Annotated in this window: 17 protein-coding genes; 6 read left to right on the plus strand and 11 right to left on the minus strand. The window is 54.9% G+C overall.

The window, feature by feature from the left end; genetic code table 11:
* Positions 1 to 79 precede the first annotated feature (79 nt).
* The 7 genes from aroB to KCR01S_RS09850 all read right to left on the minus strand — a co-directional run bounded on the left by aroB (position 80) and on the right by KCR01S_RS09850 (position 5,347).
* Positions 80 to 1,174, minus strand: a complete 1,095-nt coding sequence (aroB, locus tag KCR01S_RS09825; RefSeq protein ID WP_061282533.1) for a 3-dehydroquinate synthase — start codon at positions 1,172 to 1,174, stop codon at positions 80 to 82.
* Positions 1,175 to 1,232: 58 nt separating this feature from the next.
* Entirely contained in the window at positions 1,233 to 1,754 is a 522-nt protein-coding gene (gene aroK / locus KCR01S_RS09830; protein WP_035892101.1) for a shikimate kinase AroK, read from the minus strand.
* A gap of 279 nt (positions 1,755 to 2,033) precedes the next feature.
* Complete coding sequence (hofQ, locus tag KCR01S_RS09835; RefSeq protein ID WP_061282535.1) at positions 2,034 to 3,266, minus strand: DNA uptake porin HofQ; 1,233 nt, start codon at positions 3,264 to 3,266, stop codon at positions 2,034 to 2,036.
* Positions 3,184 to 3,585, minus strand: coding sequence for a HofP DNA utilization family protein (locus KCR01S_RS24115; protein ID WP_072277131.1), 402 nt, complete (start codon positions 3,583 to 3,585; stop codon positions 3,184 to 3,186). The genes hofQ and KCR01S_RS24115 overlap by 83 nt, the downstream gene beginning before the upstream one ends.
* Positions 3,572 to 4,039 carry a HofO family protein gene (locus tag KCR01S_RS25125; RefSeq protein WP_061282537.1) on the minus strand — a complete coding sequence of 156 codons (468 nt, stop codon included), beginning with the start codon at positions 4,037 to 4,039 and terminating at the stop codon, positions 3,572 to 3,574. The genes KCR01S_RS24115 and KCR01S_RS25125 overlap by 14 nt, the downstream gene beginning before the upstream one ends.
* On the minus strand, positions 4,026 to 4,481 hold the full coding sequence (locus KCR01S_RS09845; RefSeq protein WP_167348823.1) for a PilN domain-containing protein: 456 nt from the start codon (positions 4,479 to 4,481) through the stop codon (positions 4,026 to 4,028). Before KCR01S_RS09845 ends, KCR01S_RS25125 begins: the two co-directional genes overlap by 14 nt.
* An 80-nt stretch (positions 4,482 to 4,561) precedes the next feature.
* The gene (locus KCR01S_RS09850) at positions 4,562 to 5,347 is read right to left on the minus strand and encodes a type IV pilus biogenesis protein PilM (protein ID WP_061282541.1); all 786 of its coding nucleotides are present in this window, start codon (positions 5,345 to 5,347) and stop codon (positions 4,562 to 4,564) included.
* A 120-nt stretch (positions 5,348 to 5,467) separates the two neighbouring features.
* Here KCR01S_RS09850 and mrcA point away from each other — a divergent pair, with 120 nt between their 5' ends.
* Positions 5,468 to 8,020 carry a peptidoglycan glycosyltransferase/peptidoglycan DD-transpeptidase MrcA gene (gene mrcA / locus KCR01S_RS09855; RefSeq protein WP_061282543.1) on the plus strand — a complete coding sequence of 851 codons (2,553 nt, stop codon included), beginning with the start codon at positions 5,468 to 5,470 and terminating at the stop codon, positions 8,018 to 8,020.
* Between the two features lie 96 nt (positions 8,021 to 8,116).
* Here mrcA and nudE read toward each other — a convergent pair whose 3' ends face one another.
* Positions 8,117 to 8,677: an ADP compounds hydrolase NudE gene (gene nudE, locus KCR01S_RS09860; protein ID WP_061282545.1), complete on the minus strand. Its 561-nt coding sequence runs from the start codon at positions 8,675 to 8,677 to the stop codon at positions 8,117 to 8,119.
* Between the two features lie 319 nt (positions 8,678 to 8,996).
* Here nudE and KCR01S_RS09865 point away from each other — a divergent pair, with 319 nt between their 5' ends.
* The 4 genes from KCR01S_RS09865 (at position 8,997) to hslO (ending at position 13,194) form a co-directional block, all read left to right on the plus strand.
* Positions 8,997 to 11,144 carry an intracellular growth attenuator family protein gene (locus tag KCR01S_RS09865; protein ID WP_061282547.1) on the plus strand — a complete coding sequence of 716 codons (2,148 nt, stop codon included), beginning with the start codon at positions 8,997 to 8,999 and terminating at the stop codon, positions 11,142 to 11,144.
* Between the two features lie 66 nt (positions 11,145 to 11,210).
* Positions 11,211 to 11,888 (plus strand): GMP/IMP nucleotidase, encoded by a 678-nt coding sequence (gene yrfG / locus KCR01S_RS09870; RefSeq protein ID WP_061282549.1) that lies wholly within the window; start codon positions 11,211 to 11,213, stop codon positions 11,886 to 11,888.
* Positions 11,889 to 11,890: 2 nt separating this feature from the next.
* The gene (hslR, locus tag KCR01S_RS09875; RefSeq protein ID WP_061282551.1) at positions 11,891 to 12,292 is read left to right on the plus strand and encodes a ribosome-associated heat shock protein Hsp15; all 402 of its coding nucleotides are present in this window, start codon (positions 11,891 to 11,893) and stop codon (positions 12,290 to 12,292) included.
* A gap of 23 nt (positions 12,293 to 12,315) precedes the next feature.
* Positions 12,316 to 13,194: an Hsp33 family molecular chaperone HslO gene (gene hslO / locus KCR01S_RS09880; protein WP_061282553.1), complete on the plus strand. Its 879-nt coding sequence runs from the start codon at positions 12,316 to 12,318 to the stop codon at positions 13,192 to 13,194.
* Positions 13,195 to 13,265: 71 nt separating this feature from the next.
* Here the strand turns inward: hslO and KCR01S_RS09885 are convergent, their stop codons facing one another.
* Positions 13,266 to 14,984 carry a DUF4153 domain-containing protein gene (locus KCR01S_RS09885; protein ID WP_061282556.1) on the minus strand — a complete coding sequence of 573 codons (1,719 nt, stop codon included), beginning with the start codon at positions 14,982 to 14,984 and terminating at the stop codon, positions 13,266 to 13,268.
* A gap of 369 nt (positions 14,985 to 15,353) precedes the next feature.
* On the opposite strand from KCR01S_RS09885, the gene pckA reads away from it, so the two are divergent.
* Positions 15,354 to 16,970 (plus strand): phosphoenolpyruvate carboxykinase (ATP), encoded by a 1,617-nt coding sequence (gene pckA, locus KCR01S_RS09890; protein WP_061282558.1) that lies wholly within the window; start codon positions 15,354 to 15,356, stop codon positions 16,968 to 16,970.
* A 114-nt stretch (positions 16,971 to 17,084) separates the two neighbouring features.
* Here pckA and envZ read toward each other — a convergent pair whose 3' ends face one another.
* Both envZ and ompR read right to left on the minus strand, forming a co-directional pair.
* Positions 17,085 to 18,437 carry a two-component system sensor histidine kinase EnvZ gene (gene envZ / locus KCR01S_RS09895; RefSeq protein WP_061282560.1) on the minus strand — a complete coding sequence of 451 codons (1,353 nt, stop codon included), beginning with the start codon at positions 18,435 to 18,437 and terminating at the stop codon, positions 17,085 to 17,087.
* Positions 18,434 to 19,153 carry an osmolarity response regulator transcription factor OmpR gene (ompR, locus tag KCR01S_RS09900; protein WP_001157751.1) on the minus strand — a complete coding sequence of 240 codons (720 nt, stop codon included), beginning with the start codon at positions 19,151 to 19,153 and terminating at the stop codon, positions 18,434 to 18,436. The genes envZ and ompR overlap by 4 nt, the downstream gene beginning before the upstream one ends.
* Positions 19,154 to 19,204: the final 51 nt, after the last annotated feature.

A 19,204-nucleotide genomic window follows, 5' to 3' on the forward strand; every position in this document is an offset into this window, starting at 1 on the left:
ACCCCACTAAAAGGCTTATGCTACGACTTTTGCACATCACCTGAAGTTAAAACACCGCGCGAACGCGGCTAGACCTTTCTTATATTTGCGCCCGCTGCGTATCAGCGATAGCGCCAAGAACCACATCGTGCGATACGCCACCGCGCACCTCACTCTTCCCGATGGCCAGCGGTAACACTAACCGCATTTCGCCCGCCAGGACTTTTTTATCTCGCATCATGTGCGGCAGATAGGCTTCAGCTGACATTTCCTGAGGCCCTGCAATCGGCAGGCCTGCGCGCTTAAGCAGCGCGATAATACGCTGCGTGTCCTCTGCGGCAAATTGACCCAGCCGTTCAGAGGCGTGCGCCGCCATCACCATACCGGCCGCCACGGCTTCACCGTGCAGCCAGTTACCGTACCCCATCTCGGCTTCGATCGCATGACCAAACGTATGTCCAAGATTGAGTAAAGCACGTAACCCGGTTTCGCGCTCGTCGGCTGCGACAACATCGGCTTTCAGCTCACAACAACGGCGAATACAGTACGCCATCGCTTTTTCGTCGAGTGCCATCAGCGCGTCGATATTCGCTTCCAGCCAGTCAAAGAACGGCGCATCAAGAATGATGCCGTATTTAATGACTTCAGCAAGTCCGGATGACAACTCGCGTTTCGGCAACGTTTTCAGGCAATCAAGGTCAACCACGACGGACGCGGGTTGCCAGAATGCACCGATCATATTTTTACCGAGGGGATGGTTGACCGCGGTCTTGCCGCCAACCGAAGAATCCACCTGCGACAGCAAGGTGGTGGGTACCTGGATAAAGCGTACGCCGCGCTGATAGCTCGCCGCCGCAAAACCGGTTAAGTCGCCAATCACGCCGCCACCCAATGCAACGAGAGTGGTGTCACGACCGTGCGGTTTTTGCAAAAGCGCACTAAAAACGGTGTCCATTACCGACAGGCTTTTATACTGTTCGCCGTCCGGCAGAATGACGCTATCAACTTTCACGCCAATCTGCTCGAGCACAGAGCGGACCTGATCCAGGTAGAGAGGTGCCAGCGTTTCGTTGGTGACCAGCATAACCTGATCGCCAGACTTGAGCGGTAAGAAGGAAGCTGGATCGTTAAACAAACCAGCCGCGATGGTTATCGGGTAACTACGTTCCCCGAGAGTTACTGTAAGCCTCTCCATAACGCGACGTCCACCTTAGTGACTTATATTCGCTGGCGTTCTACCTTGCGGGCCAGTATTAGTTGCTTTCCAGCATGTGAATAATCTGGTTAGCGACAACTTTTGCGCTCTGATCGTCGGTGCGAATGGTGACGTCAGCAATCTCTTCGTACAGCGGATTACGTTCATCAGCCAGCGCTTCAAGCACCTCACGTGGCGGTGTTTCAACCTGCAGCAGCGGGCGCTTTTTATCACGCTGAGTACGTGCTAGCTGTTTTTCAATGGTCGTTTCCAGATAAACGACGACACCACGAGCGGAGAGACGATTGCGCGTTTCACGTGATTTTACAGAACCGCCGCCTGTCGCCAGAACGATGCCCTGTTTTTCCGTTAACTCATTGATGATTTTTTCTTCGCGGTCACGGAAACCTTCTTCGCCTTCGACATCAAAGACCCAGCCCACGTCAGCGCCTGTTCGTTTCTCAATCTCTTGATCAGAATCGTAAAATTCCATATTGAGCTGTTGAGCCAGCTGGCGCCCAATAGTGCTTTTGCCGGCACCCATGGGCCCAACCAGAAAGATATTGCGTTTCTCTGCCATTTTTTTGGTACTACTAAGACTATTCGTTAATGATAAATCCGCGCCGCAGTCGATCGCGCGTCGCAGGACATGAACTGAAACCTCTTATGCAATAGAGCGAGAGTCAGACTGAAAATTATCTCAATACTACGACTGGTTTGGCAACAGATTAAATCAGCAGACCGCATGAGACGAAATGGAGTCAGTGACACTCAAATCGGTACTCCTTGTATGCTAAATCGGGGCCCACGTCAAACCCGAGGACGGCCTTCCCCCCTAAATAGTCCCGTTTACCGGCCGCTATTGCGCAGAAATAATACGTGGCGTAATAAACACGACCAATTCACGTCGTTCATTATCCTTACCATCGCGGCGAAAAAGATGGCCTAGCAGCGGAATATCGCCAAGAAATGGAATGCTATCAGTAGCATTTTTATGCTTTTGCGAAAAAACGCCCCCCAGAGCCAGCGTCTCACCGCTTTGTACCTCGACCTGTGTTTCAATCTCCTGCTTGTCGATGGTCATCACTTCACCATCGGCTTGTTGCAACACCTGCCCGGGCATATTTTCGCTGATCCGCAATTTCAGCCGCACGCGGTTGTTTGGCAAAACCGCCGGCGTCACCTCCATACCGAGCACCGCCTCCTTAAACTCCACCGAGGTCGCTCCACTTTCACCGCTCGATACCTGATAGGGAATCTCGCTCCCCTGTTTGATACTGGCCGGCTGCAGATGCGATGCCAGCAGTCGGGGGCTGGCGATAATATCCACCTTCTGTTTTTGCTCCAATGCCGACAGTTCGAGCTCTAGCAGACGCCCGTTAATACGGCCAATATTAAAACCAGCATGAGTGGTGGCATCCGCAACCGAAAGATCGCTGTTTAACGTCGTTATTTTTCCAGACCCCGTCTTGCCCTCAGCATCAGCCAAATTCCATTTCACTCCCAGCTCCCGCAGGCTGGTCTCATTAATCGTCACGATATGCGCCGCCAGTTCAACCTGGCCGACGGGAATATCCATCTCATGGACCCATGCAGTAAAAGCGCTAAGGTGTTCACGGTCATCGTGAACGAGCAGCCGATTTGTCCGCTTATCCACCGTCAGCGCCCCCCTTTTACTGAGGAGTTTAGAACCGGACTTCGCCAGCTCTTCGGCATCGGCATAATTCAGCGAGAGGCTTCTGTCGCCGAGCGGCAACGTCAATTGATGCCGCTCTCTTTCCGCAGCCTCACGCGTACGAACCTCTTCATGCCAGCTCTTTGAATGAACGTGGAGCACGCCATGCTCCTCGCTTAATACCAGCCCCGCATTGGCAATCACCGTTTGCAGCGCCTTTTTCCACGCCAGATTATGCAGCTGTAACGACACAACGCCCTGAACGTCCGGCGCAATCACCAGGTTTTTCTGTTCCAAATCAGCCAGACTTTGCAGCACCTGCGCGACCGGCACATCATCGACCACCAGCGAGACGTTTTTCGCTGGGCTCAACAGCGGCGCGCTCAGCAGCAACAGCAGGCCTATCCTTTTTATCATCTTGCGTTCCTTCTCTTTTCCATTGCCAGTATCGTGGCTCACAGCCCGGTCCGACATCGACGGTCACACTGCCCTGCTTGATGTCGCTTACCTGCCACCCGGTATACAGCCGTTCTCCCTGCTCAATGCGATGCCATTTGTTTTCACTGCTTTCCAGCATGCCAATCCACCGATCAGCGGATTGCATCACGCCCCGCAAGTGCCATAGCGAAAGCTGGGCGGCCTGGCACGCATCCATGACCGGAACAAACGGGTCCCGCATACCGCAAATCAGCGGAAGGGTGAGGTACAAAAGCAGCCGGTAGTTAGGATTCTTCATTACGCACCAACTGGAGAGTGAGGCTCAACACGCCTTTTTCAGCACTCAGGGAGAACGCCAAAACCTGCATATCGCGCTCCGCTAGCATTGAGAACGTAGAGGGCACCTGCTGCCATGGCCCCTCCAGAGACATATCGCCCCCCGAGCCAGATGGCACCCAGCTCACCAGCCGGACGCCCTCTCGCTGAAAATCCACCGGGGAAAATGCGACCGGCTGCGGATCGTTCAGCATTTTCTCGCTCAGTTCCGTGGCCAGACTGGGCATGATCCGGCGCCAGTTATTGAGGTTGATATTCTGCTCTGCCCGCCATGAGGTACGGCTTTCCAACGCCCGGGAATACGCCTGGTGCCCCACCTCAAAACTGGCATAAAGACCGAGCAAAATAGCCGCACCTGCCAGGCTTTTTACCATGGTCGTCAATGAACATCGCGGCCAGCGTTCAGGGAGCTGCATTGTGCACCGCCTCGGATAGCTGATACTGGAACTGCCAAAACCCATCGCTACCACGATGGATTTTTCCCGCCTTACCGGGCATAAAGCCGGACACGCGCTGAAGTTCTTGCTCCAGCACCGACAGCGCCGAAAACTGCGTCAGGACTCCGGTAAGCGACAGCGTGCCGCGCCGGTAGCTCAGTGCATTCAGCCATGCCTGCTGCGGAAGCTGTTTCGATAAGGCGAATAGCCGCGGTGACCAGGCCTGCGTTGCCTCTTTCATCGCCCGCCGCTTTTGAGCCCGTGCTCTTTGCTGCGCATTGGCTTTGAGCTGTTGATCGCGCCGCACGAGCTGCTGGTGAATCTGCCGTTCAGCCAGCCGATGAATTTCGCTCACCTGCCTTTCGGCCTGCCAGTACCCCGCCGCGTAAAACGCCATGCCACCGCATATTAGCCAGCTCATACAGACCCGCAGCCCCCAGCGCTGAAGGCAACGGTGGAACTGGATGCGCCGCCAGGGCAGAAAATTCACGGATGGACTGATCACCATGGCGTACTCATCGCCAACGCAATGGCCACCGTGAATTCATCGCCGCATGCGGGGAGTGGCGGTTGTTTCTGAACGATAGTCTCCCAGGGATCGAAACGGTGACTGTCCGAAGCGCCCCCGCTACAGCACACGATACGATGGGGTTCAACGCCCAGCTTATCGCTCAACGCTCGCATTGAGGTGGCATCATCCGGCGTCTCATACCCCCACCCCTCGCGGCAAGCCCAGAGCCAATGCGCGCGATCGCGCCACACCAGTACCGCATCGCTCGCTTCCAGGTGCGGCAGGAATATCTGCAGCGCGCAGGCATCCGGTGTGATCGCCGCGACCTGCAACCGTAGCGACCGTGCCAAACGCTGAAGACGAGAAACATCCTGACGCTGAGCGGCCGTTACGTTCCAGCTCCCCCGATCATCGGCCAGATGATAGTCAAAACTGATCGATGCGGGGGCCATCTCTAACTGCTGCTCCATCGCGCTGGCAATCCATGCGGATTGTTCATTCTCACGCAGCGTCATTGCCGCGCGCGGCAGGCTTTTTTGTAAGGTTCGATGAGCGGGAAAAGCAATGCTAACCGCGTGTTGTCGGGGCAACTCTCGTCGCCAGGGCGAGAGTACCGACAGCAGCGCATCATCGGCCTGCTGCGGAGAGGTGGTTGCCGGTAGTGGAAGTTGCCACCAACGCTTCAGAGACCATCCACATCGGCTATGCTGAAGAGCGATGATAAAGACATTTTCTTGCTGAAGATGAAGACCTAACTGCCAGGATTTGAAAGCCATTTCACGATTATCCTTACGCCGCCATCAGAATGTCGGCTATATCAATGATCCAGGCTTGCCTTTATACTACCGCGCGTTTGTTTATAAACTGCCCAAATGACACTCAATGGGAAATCTCCGGTGAAGTTCGTAAAGTATTTATTCATCCTTGCAGTCTGTTGCATTCTGCTGGGAGCAGGCTCGATCTACGGCCTCTACAAATATATTGAGCCGCAGCTGCCAGACGTGGCGACGCTCAAAGACGTGCGCCTACAGGTGCCGATGCAGGTCTATAGCGCGGACGGTGAGCTGATTGCGCAATATGGTGAGAAACGTCGTATCCCAATGACCCTTGACCAGATCCCTCCGGTAATGGTGAAAGCGTTTATTGCGACCGAAGATAGCCGTTTCTATGAGCACCACGGTATCGACCCGATTGGCATCTTCCGTGCGGCAAGCGTGGCGCTGGTCAATGGTCATGCCTCTCAGGGTGCCAGTACCATCACCCAGCAGCTTGCACGTAACTTCTTCCTCAGCCCTGAAAAAACGCTGATGCGTAAAATAAAGGAAGCGTTCCTTGCGATCCGCATCGAGCAAATGCTGAGTAAAGACGAAATTCTTGAGCTGTATTTGAACAAGATTTACCTCGGCTATCGCGCTTACGGCGTGGGGGCTGCGTCACAGGTGTACTTTGGTAAGCCTGCGGATCAGCTCTCCCTAAGCGAGATGGCGGTGATTGCCGGTTTGCCGAAAGCACCGTCAACCTTCAACCCGCTGTACTCGCTGGATCGCGCCACCGCACGTCGTAATGTGGTGCTGTCGCGTATGCTGAGCGAAGGCTATATCAGCCAGCAGCAGTACGATCAGGCGCGCAGCGAAGCGATTGATGCCAACTATCACGCCCCGGAAATTGCCTTCTCTTCACCGTATCTGACCGAAATGGTGCGCCAGGATATGGTTAAACAGTACGGCGAGCAGGCCTACGAAGACGGTTATCGCGTTTACACCACCATCACCCGCAAGAATCAGCAGGCGGCTCAACAGGCGCTACGCAATAACGTGATGGATTACGACATGCGTCACGGCTATCGCGGCCCGTCCAACGTGCTGTGGAAAGCCGGTGAACCGGCCTGGGATAGTGCGAAAATTCGTGCCTCGTTAAGACCGCTACCGTCCTATGGCCCGATGCAGCCTGCAGTTGTAACGGCAGCGACTCCGCTGGAGGCCACCGTTCAGTTGGCTGATGGCACGTCCGTCTCGTTAACCATGGAAGGCATGCGTTGGGCACGTCCTTACCGTTCCGATACTGCCCAGGGGCCAACCCCGCGCAAAGTCACGGATGTGGTTCAGGCAGGCCAACAAATTTGGGTACGCCAAAACGGTGACAGTTGGTGGTTGGGTCAGATCCCTGACGTCAACTCCGCGCTGGTGTCGATAAACCCGCAAAACGGCGCCATTATTGCGCTAGTTGGTGGTTTCGACTTCAACCAAAGTAAATTTAACCGTGCCACCCAGGCGCTGCGTCAGGTCGGTTCCAATATCAAACCGTTCCTTTACACGGCCGCCATGGACAAGGGTTTAACCCTTGCCAGCATGCTGAACGATGTGCCGATTTCCCGCTGGGATGCCGGTGCAGGTTCCGACTGGCAGCCGAAGAACTCCCCGCCGCAATACGCTGGGCCAATTCGCCTGCGCCAGGGTCTGGGGCAATCTAAAAACGTGGTGATGGTTCGTGCCATGCGCGCCATGGGCGTCGATTACGCCGCGGAGTATCTGCAGCGCTTCGGTTTCCCGGCGAACAACATCGTCCATACCGAATCACTGGCGCTGGGCTCTGCATCGTTTACCCCGTTACAGGTGGCGCGCGGTTATGCGGTAATGGCGAACGGTGGCTTCCTGGTTGACCCTTACTACATCAGTAAGATCGAAAACGATCAGGGCGGCGTACTGTTTGAGGCGAAGCCAAAGATCGCCTGCGCCGAATGCAATCTGCCGGTGATTTACGGTGATACGCCGAAGTCCAACGTGCTGGAAAACAACGATGTTGAAGATGTGGCCGTTTCTCAGGAGCCGCGCAATTCAGCCGTGCCGATGCCTGCGCTGGAACAAGCTAACCAGCAGTTGGTCGCACAGGCTAGCGCTCAGGAATACGCACCGCATGTGATTAACACACCGCTTTCATTCCTGATTAAGAGCGCGCTGAACACCAATATTTTTGGTGAGCCGGGTTGGCAAGGTACCGGCTGGCGCGCTGGCCGTGACCTGAAGCGTCAGGATATCGGTGGCAAAACCGGGACCACCAACAGCTCGAAAGATGCATGGTTCTCTGGCTATGGCCCAGGCGTTGTGACATCCGTGTGGATTGGTTTTGACGATCACCGCCGCGACCTGGGGCGCACCACCGCCTCCGGCGCGATTAAAGATCAGATCTCCGGCTATGAAGGCGGGGCTAAAAGTGCGCAACCCGCTTGGGATGCCTTTATGAAGCAGGTCCTCGACGGCGTTCCAGAACAGCCGCTGACCCCACCGCCGGGCATCGTAACGGTCAACATTGACCGCAACACCGGTCAGCTAGCCAACGGTGGCAGTAGCCGTCAGGAGTACTTTATCGATGGAACGCAGCCCACGCAGCAGGCGGTACACGAAGTGGGTACTGAGTTGATTGATAATGGGGAAACCCACGAGCTGTTCTAGTTCAACCTAAAGGCTGCCGACTGGCTCGGTAGCCGCGGTTGATCTGGTGATAAAAAAAGGCGCCCTCGGCGCCTTTTTTTATTGCGCGGCATTGCGCTACAGGCGGCCCTGCGCCTGCAGCCATTCACGCAGCAGGAACAACGCGCTGACGTTACGCGCCTCGCTAAAATCAGGATCGTCCAACAACGCCATGAGATTGGCGAGCGGCCAACGGACCTGCGGCAATGGCTCAGGCTCATCGCCAGGTAGCGATTCCGGATAGAGATCTTCCGCCACGACGATATTCATTTTGCTGGAGAAATAGGACGGCGCCATGCTCAGTTTTTTGAGGAACACCATCTGATGTGCACCAAAACCCACCTCTTCTTTCAGCTCGCGGTTTGCCGCTTCCATCACCGTTTCACCGGGATCGATAAGCCCTTTCGAGAAACCAAGCTCATAGGATTCAGTCCCCACCGCATACTCGCGGATCAGGATGATATGATCATCGACAATCGGCACGATCATCACTGCTTCGCGCGAGGACGGTTTCATACGTTCATAAACGCGGCGGACGCCATTGCTGAACTCCAGATCGACGCTTTCGACATTAAACAGGCGAGACTGCGCGACGGTTTCAACATGGAGGATGGTGGGTTTCTGTAATGATTTGCTCATTGGGCTGGGGTCTTTGCTGTTGTGACTTATATCATTGTGCGATAGGTATGCGCTTCCAGCAATGCATAAAGCGTTTAATTTACATTGTTGCAACCTTTGGCTTTTCATCTCTCATTTCTGGATAAATGTCAAGAGGTTGAATTACAATTGGGAATTTACTGATACTCGACTTGCTACGGGTTTGTTATGCTTACATGTTACATGAGCCTACGGGCCCTCAATTGATGACTTTTGCAATACGTGCCAATGGTTTATACAAAAGCAGGCAACTAAAGCAGGCAACTAAAGAGACCTCTAATATAAGTATGATGGGAAAAGCATGGGCACATTGATGATCTTTACCGTAGCGATACTGATCTGCGCCGTGCTGGTCGGTTGGCTGTTTCGTAAAAGGACTAAACGTCTGCAACTCCCGTGGCTGCACTTATTCCCCGGGGCGACGACGCGTAAGCTGACCGATGAAGAGCGCCAGGGCGTTGAAAACTATCTGGGCGATCTTAACCGTGAAAGACAGGTTCCGGCTTCTGGCGCAACCATTGCGCCTGCTGCGCTGGCGCTTAGCGCCCAAAGCCATACCGTTTTCCAGCTAACCAGGGCGATTACGCGCTACGGCATCACCACCGATGACCCCAATAAGTGGCGCTACTTCCTCGATTCTGTGGAGGTCCATCTCCCGCCGTTCTGGGAACAGCATATTACGGACGAAAACAGCATCGAACTTATCGTCACCGACGATATGCCGCTGGTTATCGCCCTCAATGGCCACTCGCTAAAAGCGTATTCCCAGGGAAACAAGCAGTTCGTCATCGAGTCTTCGTCTTCGACTCAGGCTTCCATCCGTGGCGAAGAAAGTGAACAAATTGAACTGCTGAACATTCGTCAGGAGACACACGAAGAGCACGCACTCAGTCGCCCGGACGGACTGCGGGAAGCGCTGCTGATCGTGGTCGCGTTTCTGCTCTTTTACTGTAGTTTGATTTCGCCTGCGGTATTCAGCCCATGGATTTTATGCGGCGCAGTGCTTCTGCTGTGCGGTGGACTGTGGGGGCTATTTGCGCCACCCACGAAATCATCATTACGTGAGATCCACTGTTTACGCGGCACGCCGAAACGCTGGGGACTGTTTGGCGAAAACGATCAAGAACAGATTAACAATATTTCTCTCGGCATCATCGATCTCATCTACCCACGTCACTGGCAGGCCTTCGTCGCCCAGGATTTAGGGCAGAAAACCGATATTGATATCTATCTTGATCGCCACGTTGTGCGCCAGGGCCGTTTTCTCTCCCTGCACGATGAAGTCAAAAATTTCCCGCTTCAGCACTGGTTGCGCAGCATGGTTATCGCCTGCGGCGCGCTGCTGGTTGTCATCATGCTGTGGGTCAGCGTGCCGTTGAACATGCCGTTCAAATTTACGCTCTCGTGGCTTAAGGGTGCGCAGACCATTGAGGCCAGCGACGTCCGCCAGTTAGCGAAGGCGGGCATTCGCGTCGGTGATACGTTGCATATTCGCGGTACCGGAATGTGTAATATCCACTCGCCGGGCACCTGGACGGCGCAGGAAAATTCGCCGTTTCTGCCTTTTGACTGCTCACAGATAATCTGGAACGATGCGCCACGCCTGCCGTTACCGGAATCAGAGACCGTCAATAAAGCCACCGCCCTGGTTCAGGCCGTCAGCCGACAGCTGCATCCGACGCCGGATGATGACTCTCGCGTCAGCCCGGCGCTGCGCTCCGCTATCCAAAAATCGGGGATGGTGCTGCTGGACGATTTCGCCGATATCGTATTGAAAACGAAAGATCTGTGTGCCGCCGCTGACGACTGCGTACGCCTGAAGAATGCGCTGGTGAATCTCGGTAATACCCGCGACTGGGATGCGCTGGTCAAGCGCGCCAACTCGGGCAAACTCGATGGCGTCAACGTCCTGCTGCGTCCGGTCAGTGCCGAATCACTGGATAACCTGGTCGATACCTCTACAGCCCCATTCATCCTGCGCGAAACCGCCCGTGCGGCGCAGTCATTGAATAGCCCAGCCCCCGGAGGATTCCTGATCTCCAGCGATGAAGGCAGCGATTTAGTCAGTCAACCCTATCCCACCACCAGCCTGTATGACTATCCGGCGCGGGAACAGTGGGATGAATTCCAGCGGCTAGCCGGGATGCTGATGCATACCCCATTCCGTGCGGAAGGGATTGTTACCAACGTCTTTACCGATGCCAACGGCACCCAGCACATTAACCTGCATCGAATGCCGGACAGCACCGGGCTGTGGCACTATATCGAAACCACGCTGCTGATGCTGGCGATGATTGTGTGTGCCATTTACAACGGCGTGCAGGCGCTACGCCACTACCAGCGCCATCGGGAACGCCTGGCCGATATTCAAAAATACTACGAAAGCTGCATCAATCCCGTTCTGATCCCAGCGCCGGATAGCTTTAAGTCGGATTTCCCGACGAACTAAGCCCCATCACACCGCGCGACAGGTTGTGCTAATCTGTCGCGCATTTCTTCCGTCTGGAGACTCACCATGCATTTTGATATCGCCTGGCAAGAGGTGGATACCGTTCTTCTGGACATGGATGGCACCCTGCTTGACCTCGCGTTCGATAACTATTTCTGGCAGAAGCTGGTACCGGAAACCTACGGCGCAAAGCTGGGTATCAGCCCTCAGGCGGCGCAAGACGCTATCCGCCAGGAATACCATGCGGTGCAACATACGCTAAACTGGTACTGCCTGGATTACTGGAGCGAACGGTTGGGTTTGGATATTTGTGCTATGACCAGCCAGCAAGGTCCACGCGCTGCGCTGCGCGAGGATACCGTTCCGTTCCTTGATGCGCTCAAGGCTAGCGGCAAGCGGCGTATCCTGCTGACCAACGCTCACCCGCATAACCTGGCGGTGAAGCTCAAGCATACCGGGCTGGACGCACACCTTGATTTATTACTTTCTACCCATACATTTGGTTATCCGAAAGAGGATCAGCGGTTATGGCAGGCAGTCACGGAACACACGGGTCTGGAAGCTGGACGTACGTTGTTTATCGACGATAGCGAGCCGATTCTGGATGCTGCCGCCCACTTTGGGATCCGCTATTGCCTCGGCGTCACCAATCCCGACTCGGGTCTGGCGGAAAAGCAGTACCTGCGTCATCCCGCGCTTAACGATTACCGTCGTTTGATCCCCTCACTTAACGTGAAGGAGTGACCGTGAAAGAGAAGTCCATCGAAGGCGTCAGGCTGGATAAGTGGCTGTGGGCCGCGCGTTTTTATAAAACCCGCGCCCTGGCACGAGAGATGATTGAAGGCGGTAAAGTTCACTATAACGGGCAGCGCAGCAAGCCCAGCAAAGTGGTCGAACTCAACGCGCAGCTCACGCTTCGTCAAGGCAATGATGAACGCACCGTGGTGATTAAAGCCATCACGGAACAACGGCGTCCGGCGACAGAAGCCGTGGCGCTGTATGAAGAGACGGCGGAAAGTATCGAAAAGCGTGAAAAAGTCGCGCTGGCGCGCAAGCTCAATGCGCTGACGATGCCGCATCCGGACAGACGGCCGGATAAAAAAGAGCGGCGCGACCTGATGAGATTTAAATACGGCGACAGTGAATAACTGCCACCCCAAGAGAGAAAATTATGACTCAACACGATCAATTACATCGCTATCTGTTTGAAAACTATGCCGTGCGTGGCGAACTGGTCACCGTATCCGAGACGCTCGAACAGATCCTGGCAGGCCACAACTATCCGCAGCCGGTCAAAAACGTGCTGTCTGAGCTGCTGGTTGCCACCAGCCTGCTGACCGCAACGCTGAAGTTTGAAGGCGATATTACCGTTCAGCTGCAGGGCGATGGCCCAATGACGCTGGCGGTCATTAACGGCAACAACCACCAGCAGTTGCGCGGTGTTGCGCGCGTGCAGGGTGATGTTCCGGCGGATGCCGATCTGAAAACGCTGGTCGGCAACGGCTACCTGGTGATCACCATTTCTCCAGCGGAAGGCGAGCGTTATCAGGGCGTGGTCGGTCTGGAAGGCGATACGATTGCCGCGTGCCTGGAAGACTACTTCCAGCGTTCCGAACAGCTGCCAACGCGTCTGATCATCCGTACCGGTGAATCTGAGGGCAAACCGGCTGCGGGCGGCATGTTGCTGCAGGTGATGCCAGCGCAGAACGCGCAGCCGGAAGATTTCGAGCATCTGGCGGCACTGACTGACACCATCAAAGCCGAAGAGCTATTCACGCTGCCGGCAAACGATGTGCTGTGGCGTCTTTACCACGAAGAAGAAGTCACGCTGTACGATCCGCAGGACGTTGAGTTCAAATGCACCTGCTCCCGCGAACGCTGCGCCGATGCGCTGAGAACGCTGCCGGATGAAGAAATTAACAGCATCCTGGAAGAAGAAGGCGAGATCGATATGCACTGCGATTACTGCGGTAGCCACTACGTATTCAACGCCATGAACATTGCCGAGATCCGCCACAACGCCTCTCCAGCCGATCCGCAGGTCCACTAATTCGCGGGATGACGGGTTAGAAACCGACATAAAAAAGGCGCCCCTGGCGCCTTTTTCATTTTCATGACGCACTAGCGTCGATAATCCAGCGGCACCGTCTCATCCCCCAGAGTGATGTCCCGCCAGGCTTTTGGCTTCGCGCCAACTTTACCCGCGCTGACCGCATCCAGCAGCATTGCTTTGTTCACGTTCGCCGGTAACGTCGCGTTAGCTTTAAACTCCCAGCCTTTCTCTTCATGGCCAAAGACCAGCACCATGCGATCGCCAAAGGCGTACAGCACCCACTCATCCTGACCATCGCCATTAAGATCCTGGCTCACCAGCACGCAGCTATCCGTATCGCTGCACGACTCAACCAGATACCGCCGCTCTATTACCGCCTTCCATAAGGCTTCATCCGGCGTCCCACTCCCCTTCGCCACCAGCACGTTTTTCGCGAGTATCGAGGCCGTGAGTATTTCAGTTGGGCTGCGATCGCCGTTTAACAGCCGGCTTAGCTGACGCTGACGCTTGGCGTCACGGATAAACTCAGGATCTTTTTGCAGTTCAAGCAGCGCTTGATGGCCCGGTTTACCGCTGTGTGACAGCATATAGAGACTGACTTCATCGGCATTGATTTTACCGCTATGGTAGCGTGACATATGGCTATTCACGCTAATCCGCCAGCTATCGAGCACCGGGGTGTAGAGCAACACCAGCAGCACCAAACCAAGCAGCGACACCGCCAAATTAACCTTACCCATCAATGCCGAAGGATCGTGGCGATTGCGTAATAAACTCAATAAATAGCCTAACGACCAGACCAGTAAAACCACCACGACCAGCGCACCGTACAGGCGATCTGTAGTCCAGCCGTATTGCCCAATGCGTAACCACAGCGCCCAACCCGCAATCAATGCATAGACCGGTGTCAGTAGTATTGCCGCCTGAATGAGGTAGCGCAGCGCCTGTGGATAGGGAAGCTGCGCTTTCTGCGGCTCCCAGACCATCGCCGTCAACAGCAGTTGAATAAGCGCGAGCGCCGAAAGCAGGCCTGCGGCCGAAACGCGTTGGGAAATCACCGCCAGCCCACTGAACGGCAGCGTGAGCAGAAACAGCAGCGCCAACAGTGATACCAGCGGCAACAAGCCGGTGGCAATCAGTGCCAACAGTTTGTGGATGGCGGTGATAAGCCGCGTGTTCTGACGCGCCAGAACCACCGTAAGTGCGGTAACCAGCCCCACGACCAGATAGACAAACCATTCGGTTTCGAAGAACAGCTGCGAAAAGAAGGTGATATTTGCCAGCTCGAACAGCCCACTCCACAGCAGTAAAACCAGCCATACCAGCCCGTTGGCGACGGCGATTAGCAATAAGGTCAGCGTATTTTGCCACTGCTGGTTATAAAAATGCGCATAGCGCGGCACCGTCGGTTCAGGCTGTAGGTGATATTGCAGCCACGGCAGCGCCAGCAGCGCCATCAGCAGCAGACACCACCCGTAGTTCCACATGACGCCATACTGTCGCCATATATCCTCGTCGCCCAAATTGCTCTTCAGCCACCCGCCCATGCCGAGAACCACAACCAGGATCAGCGCCAGCCAGCCCCACAGCGCACGCTGGCGGAAAGAGACCACGGTAAACAGCAGCACAGAGGATAATGCCAGGCTTCCCGGCAGACCGTAATACATCCAACCGCTTTGTTTCGGGATCAGGTATACCGTTAGCAGATAGCACAAGAGACCTTGTACTACGCCTGTTAGCACCATCCCCCAGCGAGTTGACGGTGAAAGAGGAGTCGCAGCATCCATATCAATAATCCGGTTCCTGAAAGAGACAATAAGGCCATTTTGGTACTCCAATGGCGCCAAAAAAAATACATTTCACTCAGCGAGGTGAATCGATTTTTTCCATGAAAGCATTACGTAATTTTCTTTCATAAATGCGATTAATTTCACATTTATGTCGTCAATTAAACCATTTTGTAACCATTTAAGAACATTCGTGCCAAATACGCGTGTTTTCCTGTCATAATCCCAGTCGCTTCGTGACAGGAGTCACAATGTTTTCGTAAGTAAGACGTTTGTCGGGATACGTAAATCTATGAGCCTGGTCGCGGTCAACACCCCTAAAATACCCATAGAATTTATAGCAGTACATATTGGCTAAGGAGCAGTGAAATGCGCAACGGTATAACCCCGCAGGACCTCAAGGCTTATGGTATCAATGACGCACAGGATATCGTCTACAACCCCGACTACGATACATTGTATCAAGAAGAGCTCGATCCTAACCTGGAAGGTTATGAACGTGGTGTACTGACGAACCTGGGCGCAATCTCTGTCGACACCGGGATCTTTACCGGCCGCTCCCCGAAAGACAAATATATTGTTCGCGATGATACAACCCGCGACACGGTGTGGTGGTCTGATAAGGGTAACGGGAAAAATGACAATAAACCTCTGTCACCTGAAATCTGGCAACATCTTAAAGGCCTGGTCTCTCAGCAGCTGTCCGGCAAGCGTCTGTTTATCATTGATGCCTTCTGCGGCGCCAACGAAGACACCCGTCTGTCCGTGCGTTTTATCACCGAAGTGGCCTGGCAGGCACACTTCGTCAAGAACATGTTTATTCGCCCAACCGATGAAGAGCTGAAAACCTTCAAGCCTGACTTTATCGTGATGAACGGCGCGAAATGCACTAACCCACAGTGGAAAGAACAGGGTCTGAACTCTGAGAACTTTGTCGCGTTTAACCTGACAGAGCGTATCCAGCTTATCGGCGGGACCTGGTACGGCGGCGAGATGAAAAAAGGGATGTTCTCTATCATGAACTACCTGCTGCCGCTGCAGGGGATTGCCTCCATGCACTGCTCGGCCAACGTTGGCGAGAAAGGCGATGTGGCGGTGTTCTTTGGTCTGTCCGGTACCGGAAAAACCACGCTTTCTACCGACCCGAAACGTCGCCTGATTGGCGATGATGAGCACGGCTGGGATGATGACGGCGTGTTTAACTTCGAAGGCGGTTGCTACGCCAAGACCATCAAACTGTCTGAAGCCGCAGAGCCTGATATCTACCACGCCATCCGCCGCGATGCGCTGCTGGAAAACGTGGTGGTGCGTGAAGATGGCACGATTGATTTTGACGACGGTTCCAAAACCGAAAATACCCGTGTTTCATACCCGATTTACCACATCGACAATATCGTCAAGCCGGTGTCGAAAGCGGGCCATGCCACCAAGGTGATCTTCCTGACGGCAGATGCCTTTGGGGTTCTGCCTCCGGTCTCGCGCCTCACCGCCGACCAGACGCAGTACCACTTCCTGTCTGGCTTTACCGCTAAACTGGCGGGGACTGAGCGCGGTGTGACCGAACCAACGCCAACCTTCTCCGCCTGTTTTGGCGCCGCATTCCTGTCGCTGCACCCAACCCAGTATGCGGAAGTGCTGGTAAAACGCATGCAGGCCGCCGGCGCGCAGGCGTATCTGGTTAATACCGGCTGGAACGGCACCGGAAAACGTATTTCGATTAAAAACACCCGCGCCATCATCGACGCGATTCTCGACGGTTCCCTGGACAATGCAGAAACCTTCACGCTGCCAATGTTTAACCTGCAGATCCCAACCGAGCTGCCGGGGGTTGATAGCCATATCCTCGATCCGCGTAGCACCTACGGGTCGCCGGAGCAGTGGCAGGAAAAAGCGGAGAAGCTGGCGAAGCTGTTTACGGAAAACTTTGAGAAGTACACCGATACACCAGCAGGCGCCGCGCTGGTCAGCGCAGGTCCAAAGCTGTAAACGAGAAGATCCTGGGCTACCAAAACAGCGGCGGGGTTTCATTCCCGCAGGCAACTAAAAAAGGTTGCGTCGGCATCAATAAAAAACCGCCGGGTTATCCCCAGCGGTTTTTTTTTAGCTCTCTTTCGTTGGCCCCTGTACGCGGCTTGCCGGTATCGGTAGCCAGGCGCGAATCAACAACCCGCCGCGTTCGCTCGTATCCAGCTCCAGCAGCCCGTTATGGTTATCGATGATGCGCTGGACTATCGCCAGCCCCAGGCCTGTTCCACTGATGGTTCGCGCGCTATCACCGCGCACAAACGGCTGGAACAGATGTTTGCGCTGCTCGGGCTTGATACCAGGACCGTTATCTTCAACCTGGAACCAGGCGCGGTGAGCCTCACGCCCGCTGCTCACTTTAATCCAACCGTTACCGTAGCGCGCGGCATTCACCACCATATTGGCCAACGCGCGCTTGATGGACAGCGGATGCACGCGAACCGGGATATCCTCGGCCAGCAGATCCGTCTCAATCTCACGCTCATAGCCACTTTCTGCCGCAATCACCTCGCCGAGCACGGCGTTGAGATCGATAAACTCCAGCGGCATCTCCTGGCCGGTTCGCAGATAGTCAATGAACTGTTCAATGATGGCGTTGCACTCTTCGATATCTTTGTTGATCGACTCAGCAAGATAACCGTCCTGTTCACCCATCATTTCCGTGGCAAGACGAATGCGCGTCAGCGGTGTGCGCAGGTCATGGCTGACACCGGCCATCAACAGCGTGCGGTCGTCAGAAAGCTGCTTCACCCCCGCGGCCATATGGTTAAAGGCCCGGGTTACCGAACGCACCTCCGATGCACCATACTCACGCAGCGGCGGCGGAATGATGCCCTTACCCACCTGCAGCGCCGCATGCTCCAGATCGACTAAGGGTCGGTTCTGAATTCGAATAAACAGCCACGCGCCGCCTATCGCCAGCAGCATTATCGCGAGGGTATAGCGGAAGAGCGGAGAGAAGTCTCCCTGATGGATTTCAGTCAGCGGTACCCGCACCCAGATATTGGGCGACAGCCAGGTTTTCAGCCAGACCACCGGAGAGCTTTTGTTCACTTCAACGCGAACTTCAGTCGGCCCACCAAGCTGCTGGGCCATCTGTTGGCTTAAGAACTCATAGTGTTGCGCCCAACGAAGCCCCGCTCCCTCTGCGGCCTCATCGGAATAGAGTGAGATACCAAGCTCACGGTATATCTCGCGGCGAAATGCCGGCGGCACGACAAGCTGCGTCCCGTCTTCCAACTGCAGTTTATCGGTCATCAGCATACGAACTTCATAGGCTAAGACTTTATTAAACTGCTGCAGGCTTGGCAAAATCGCGAAGTTCAGCACCACAAGGTAAGTTGTCACCAGGCTGACAAACAGCAGGGTGACAATCAGCAACAGCGTGCGGGCAAACGAACTTCGTGGCGAGAAGCGCAATCGCCTCATGCTTTAGAACCGTCCGGAACAAAGACATAGCCCAGACCCCAAACGGTCTGAATGTAGCGCGGATGAGCGGGATCTTCTTCAACCATGCGGCGCAGACGAGAAATCTGTACGTCGATAGAGCGTTCCATCGCGGAGTATTCACGGCCGCGGGCCAGGTTCATCAGCTTATCGCGAGACAGCGGCTCACGCGGGTGGCTGACCAGCGCTTTCAGCACCGCAAATTCACCGCTAGTCAGCGGCATAGGCTCGTCTTCACGGAACATTTCGCGGGTGCCGAGGTTCAGCTTAAACTTCCCAAAGGCGATCACCGCCTCTTCCTGGGACGGAGCCCCCGGCAGTTCGTTCGCCTGACGACGCAGCACCGCACGGATACGGGCCAGCAGTTCACGCGGGTTGAACGGTTTTGGAATGTAATCGTCAGCGCCGATTTCCAGCCCAACGATACGGTCAACTTCTTCCCCTTTTGCCGTTACCATGATTATCGGCATCGGGTTGCTCTGGCTACGCAGGCGGCGACAAATAGACAGGCCGTCTTCGCCAGGCAGCATTAAATCGAGCACCATCAGATGGAAAGATTCGCGAGTCAGCAATCTGTCCATCTGTTCGGCGTTAGCGACGCTTCGAACCTGGAAACCCTGCTCGGTCAGATAACGTTCAAGCAGCGCGCGCAGGCGCATATCGTCATCCACAACCAGAATCTTATAATTCTCTTGCATTGTTTTTACTCCCAAAGGTTCGCAACAATTATTCAGTACGTATTCTCAAAA

The sequence above is a fragment of the Kluyvera cryocrescens NBRC 102467 genome (assembly GCF_001571285.1).
Classification (GTDB): Bacteria; Pseudomonadota; Gammaproteobacteria; order Enterobacterales; family Enterobacteriaceae; genus Kluyvera; species Kluyvera cryocrescens.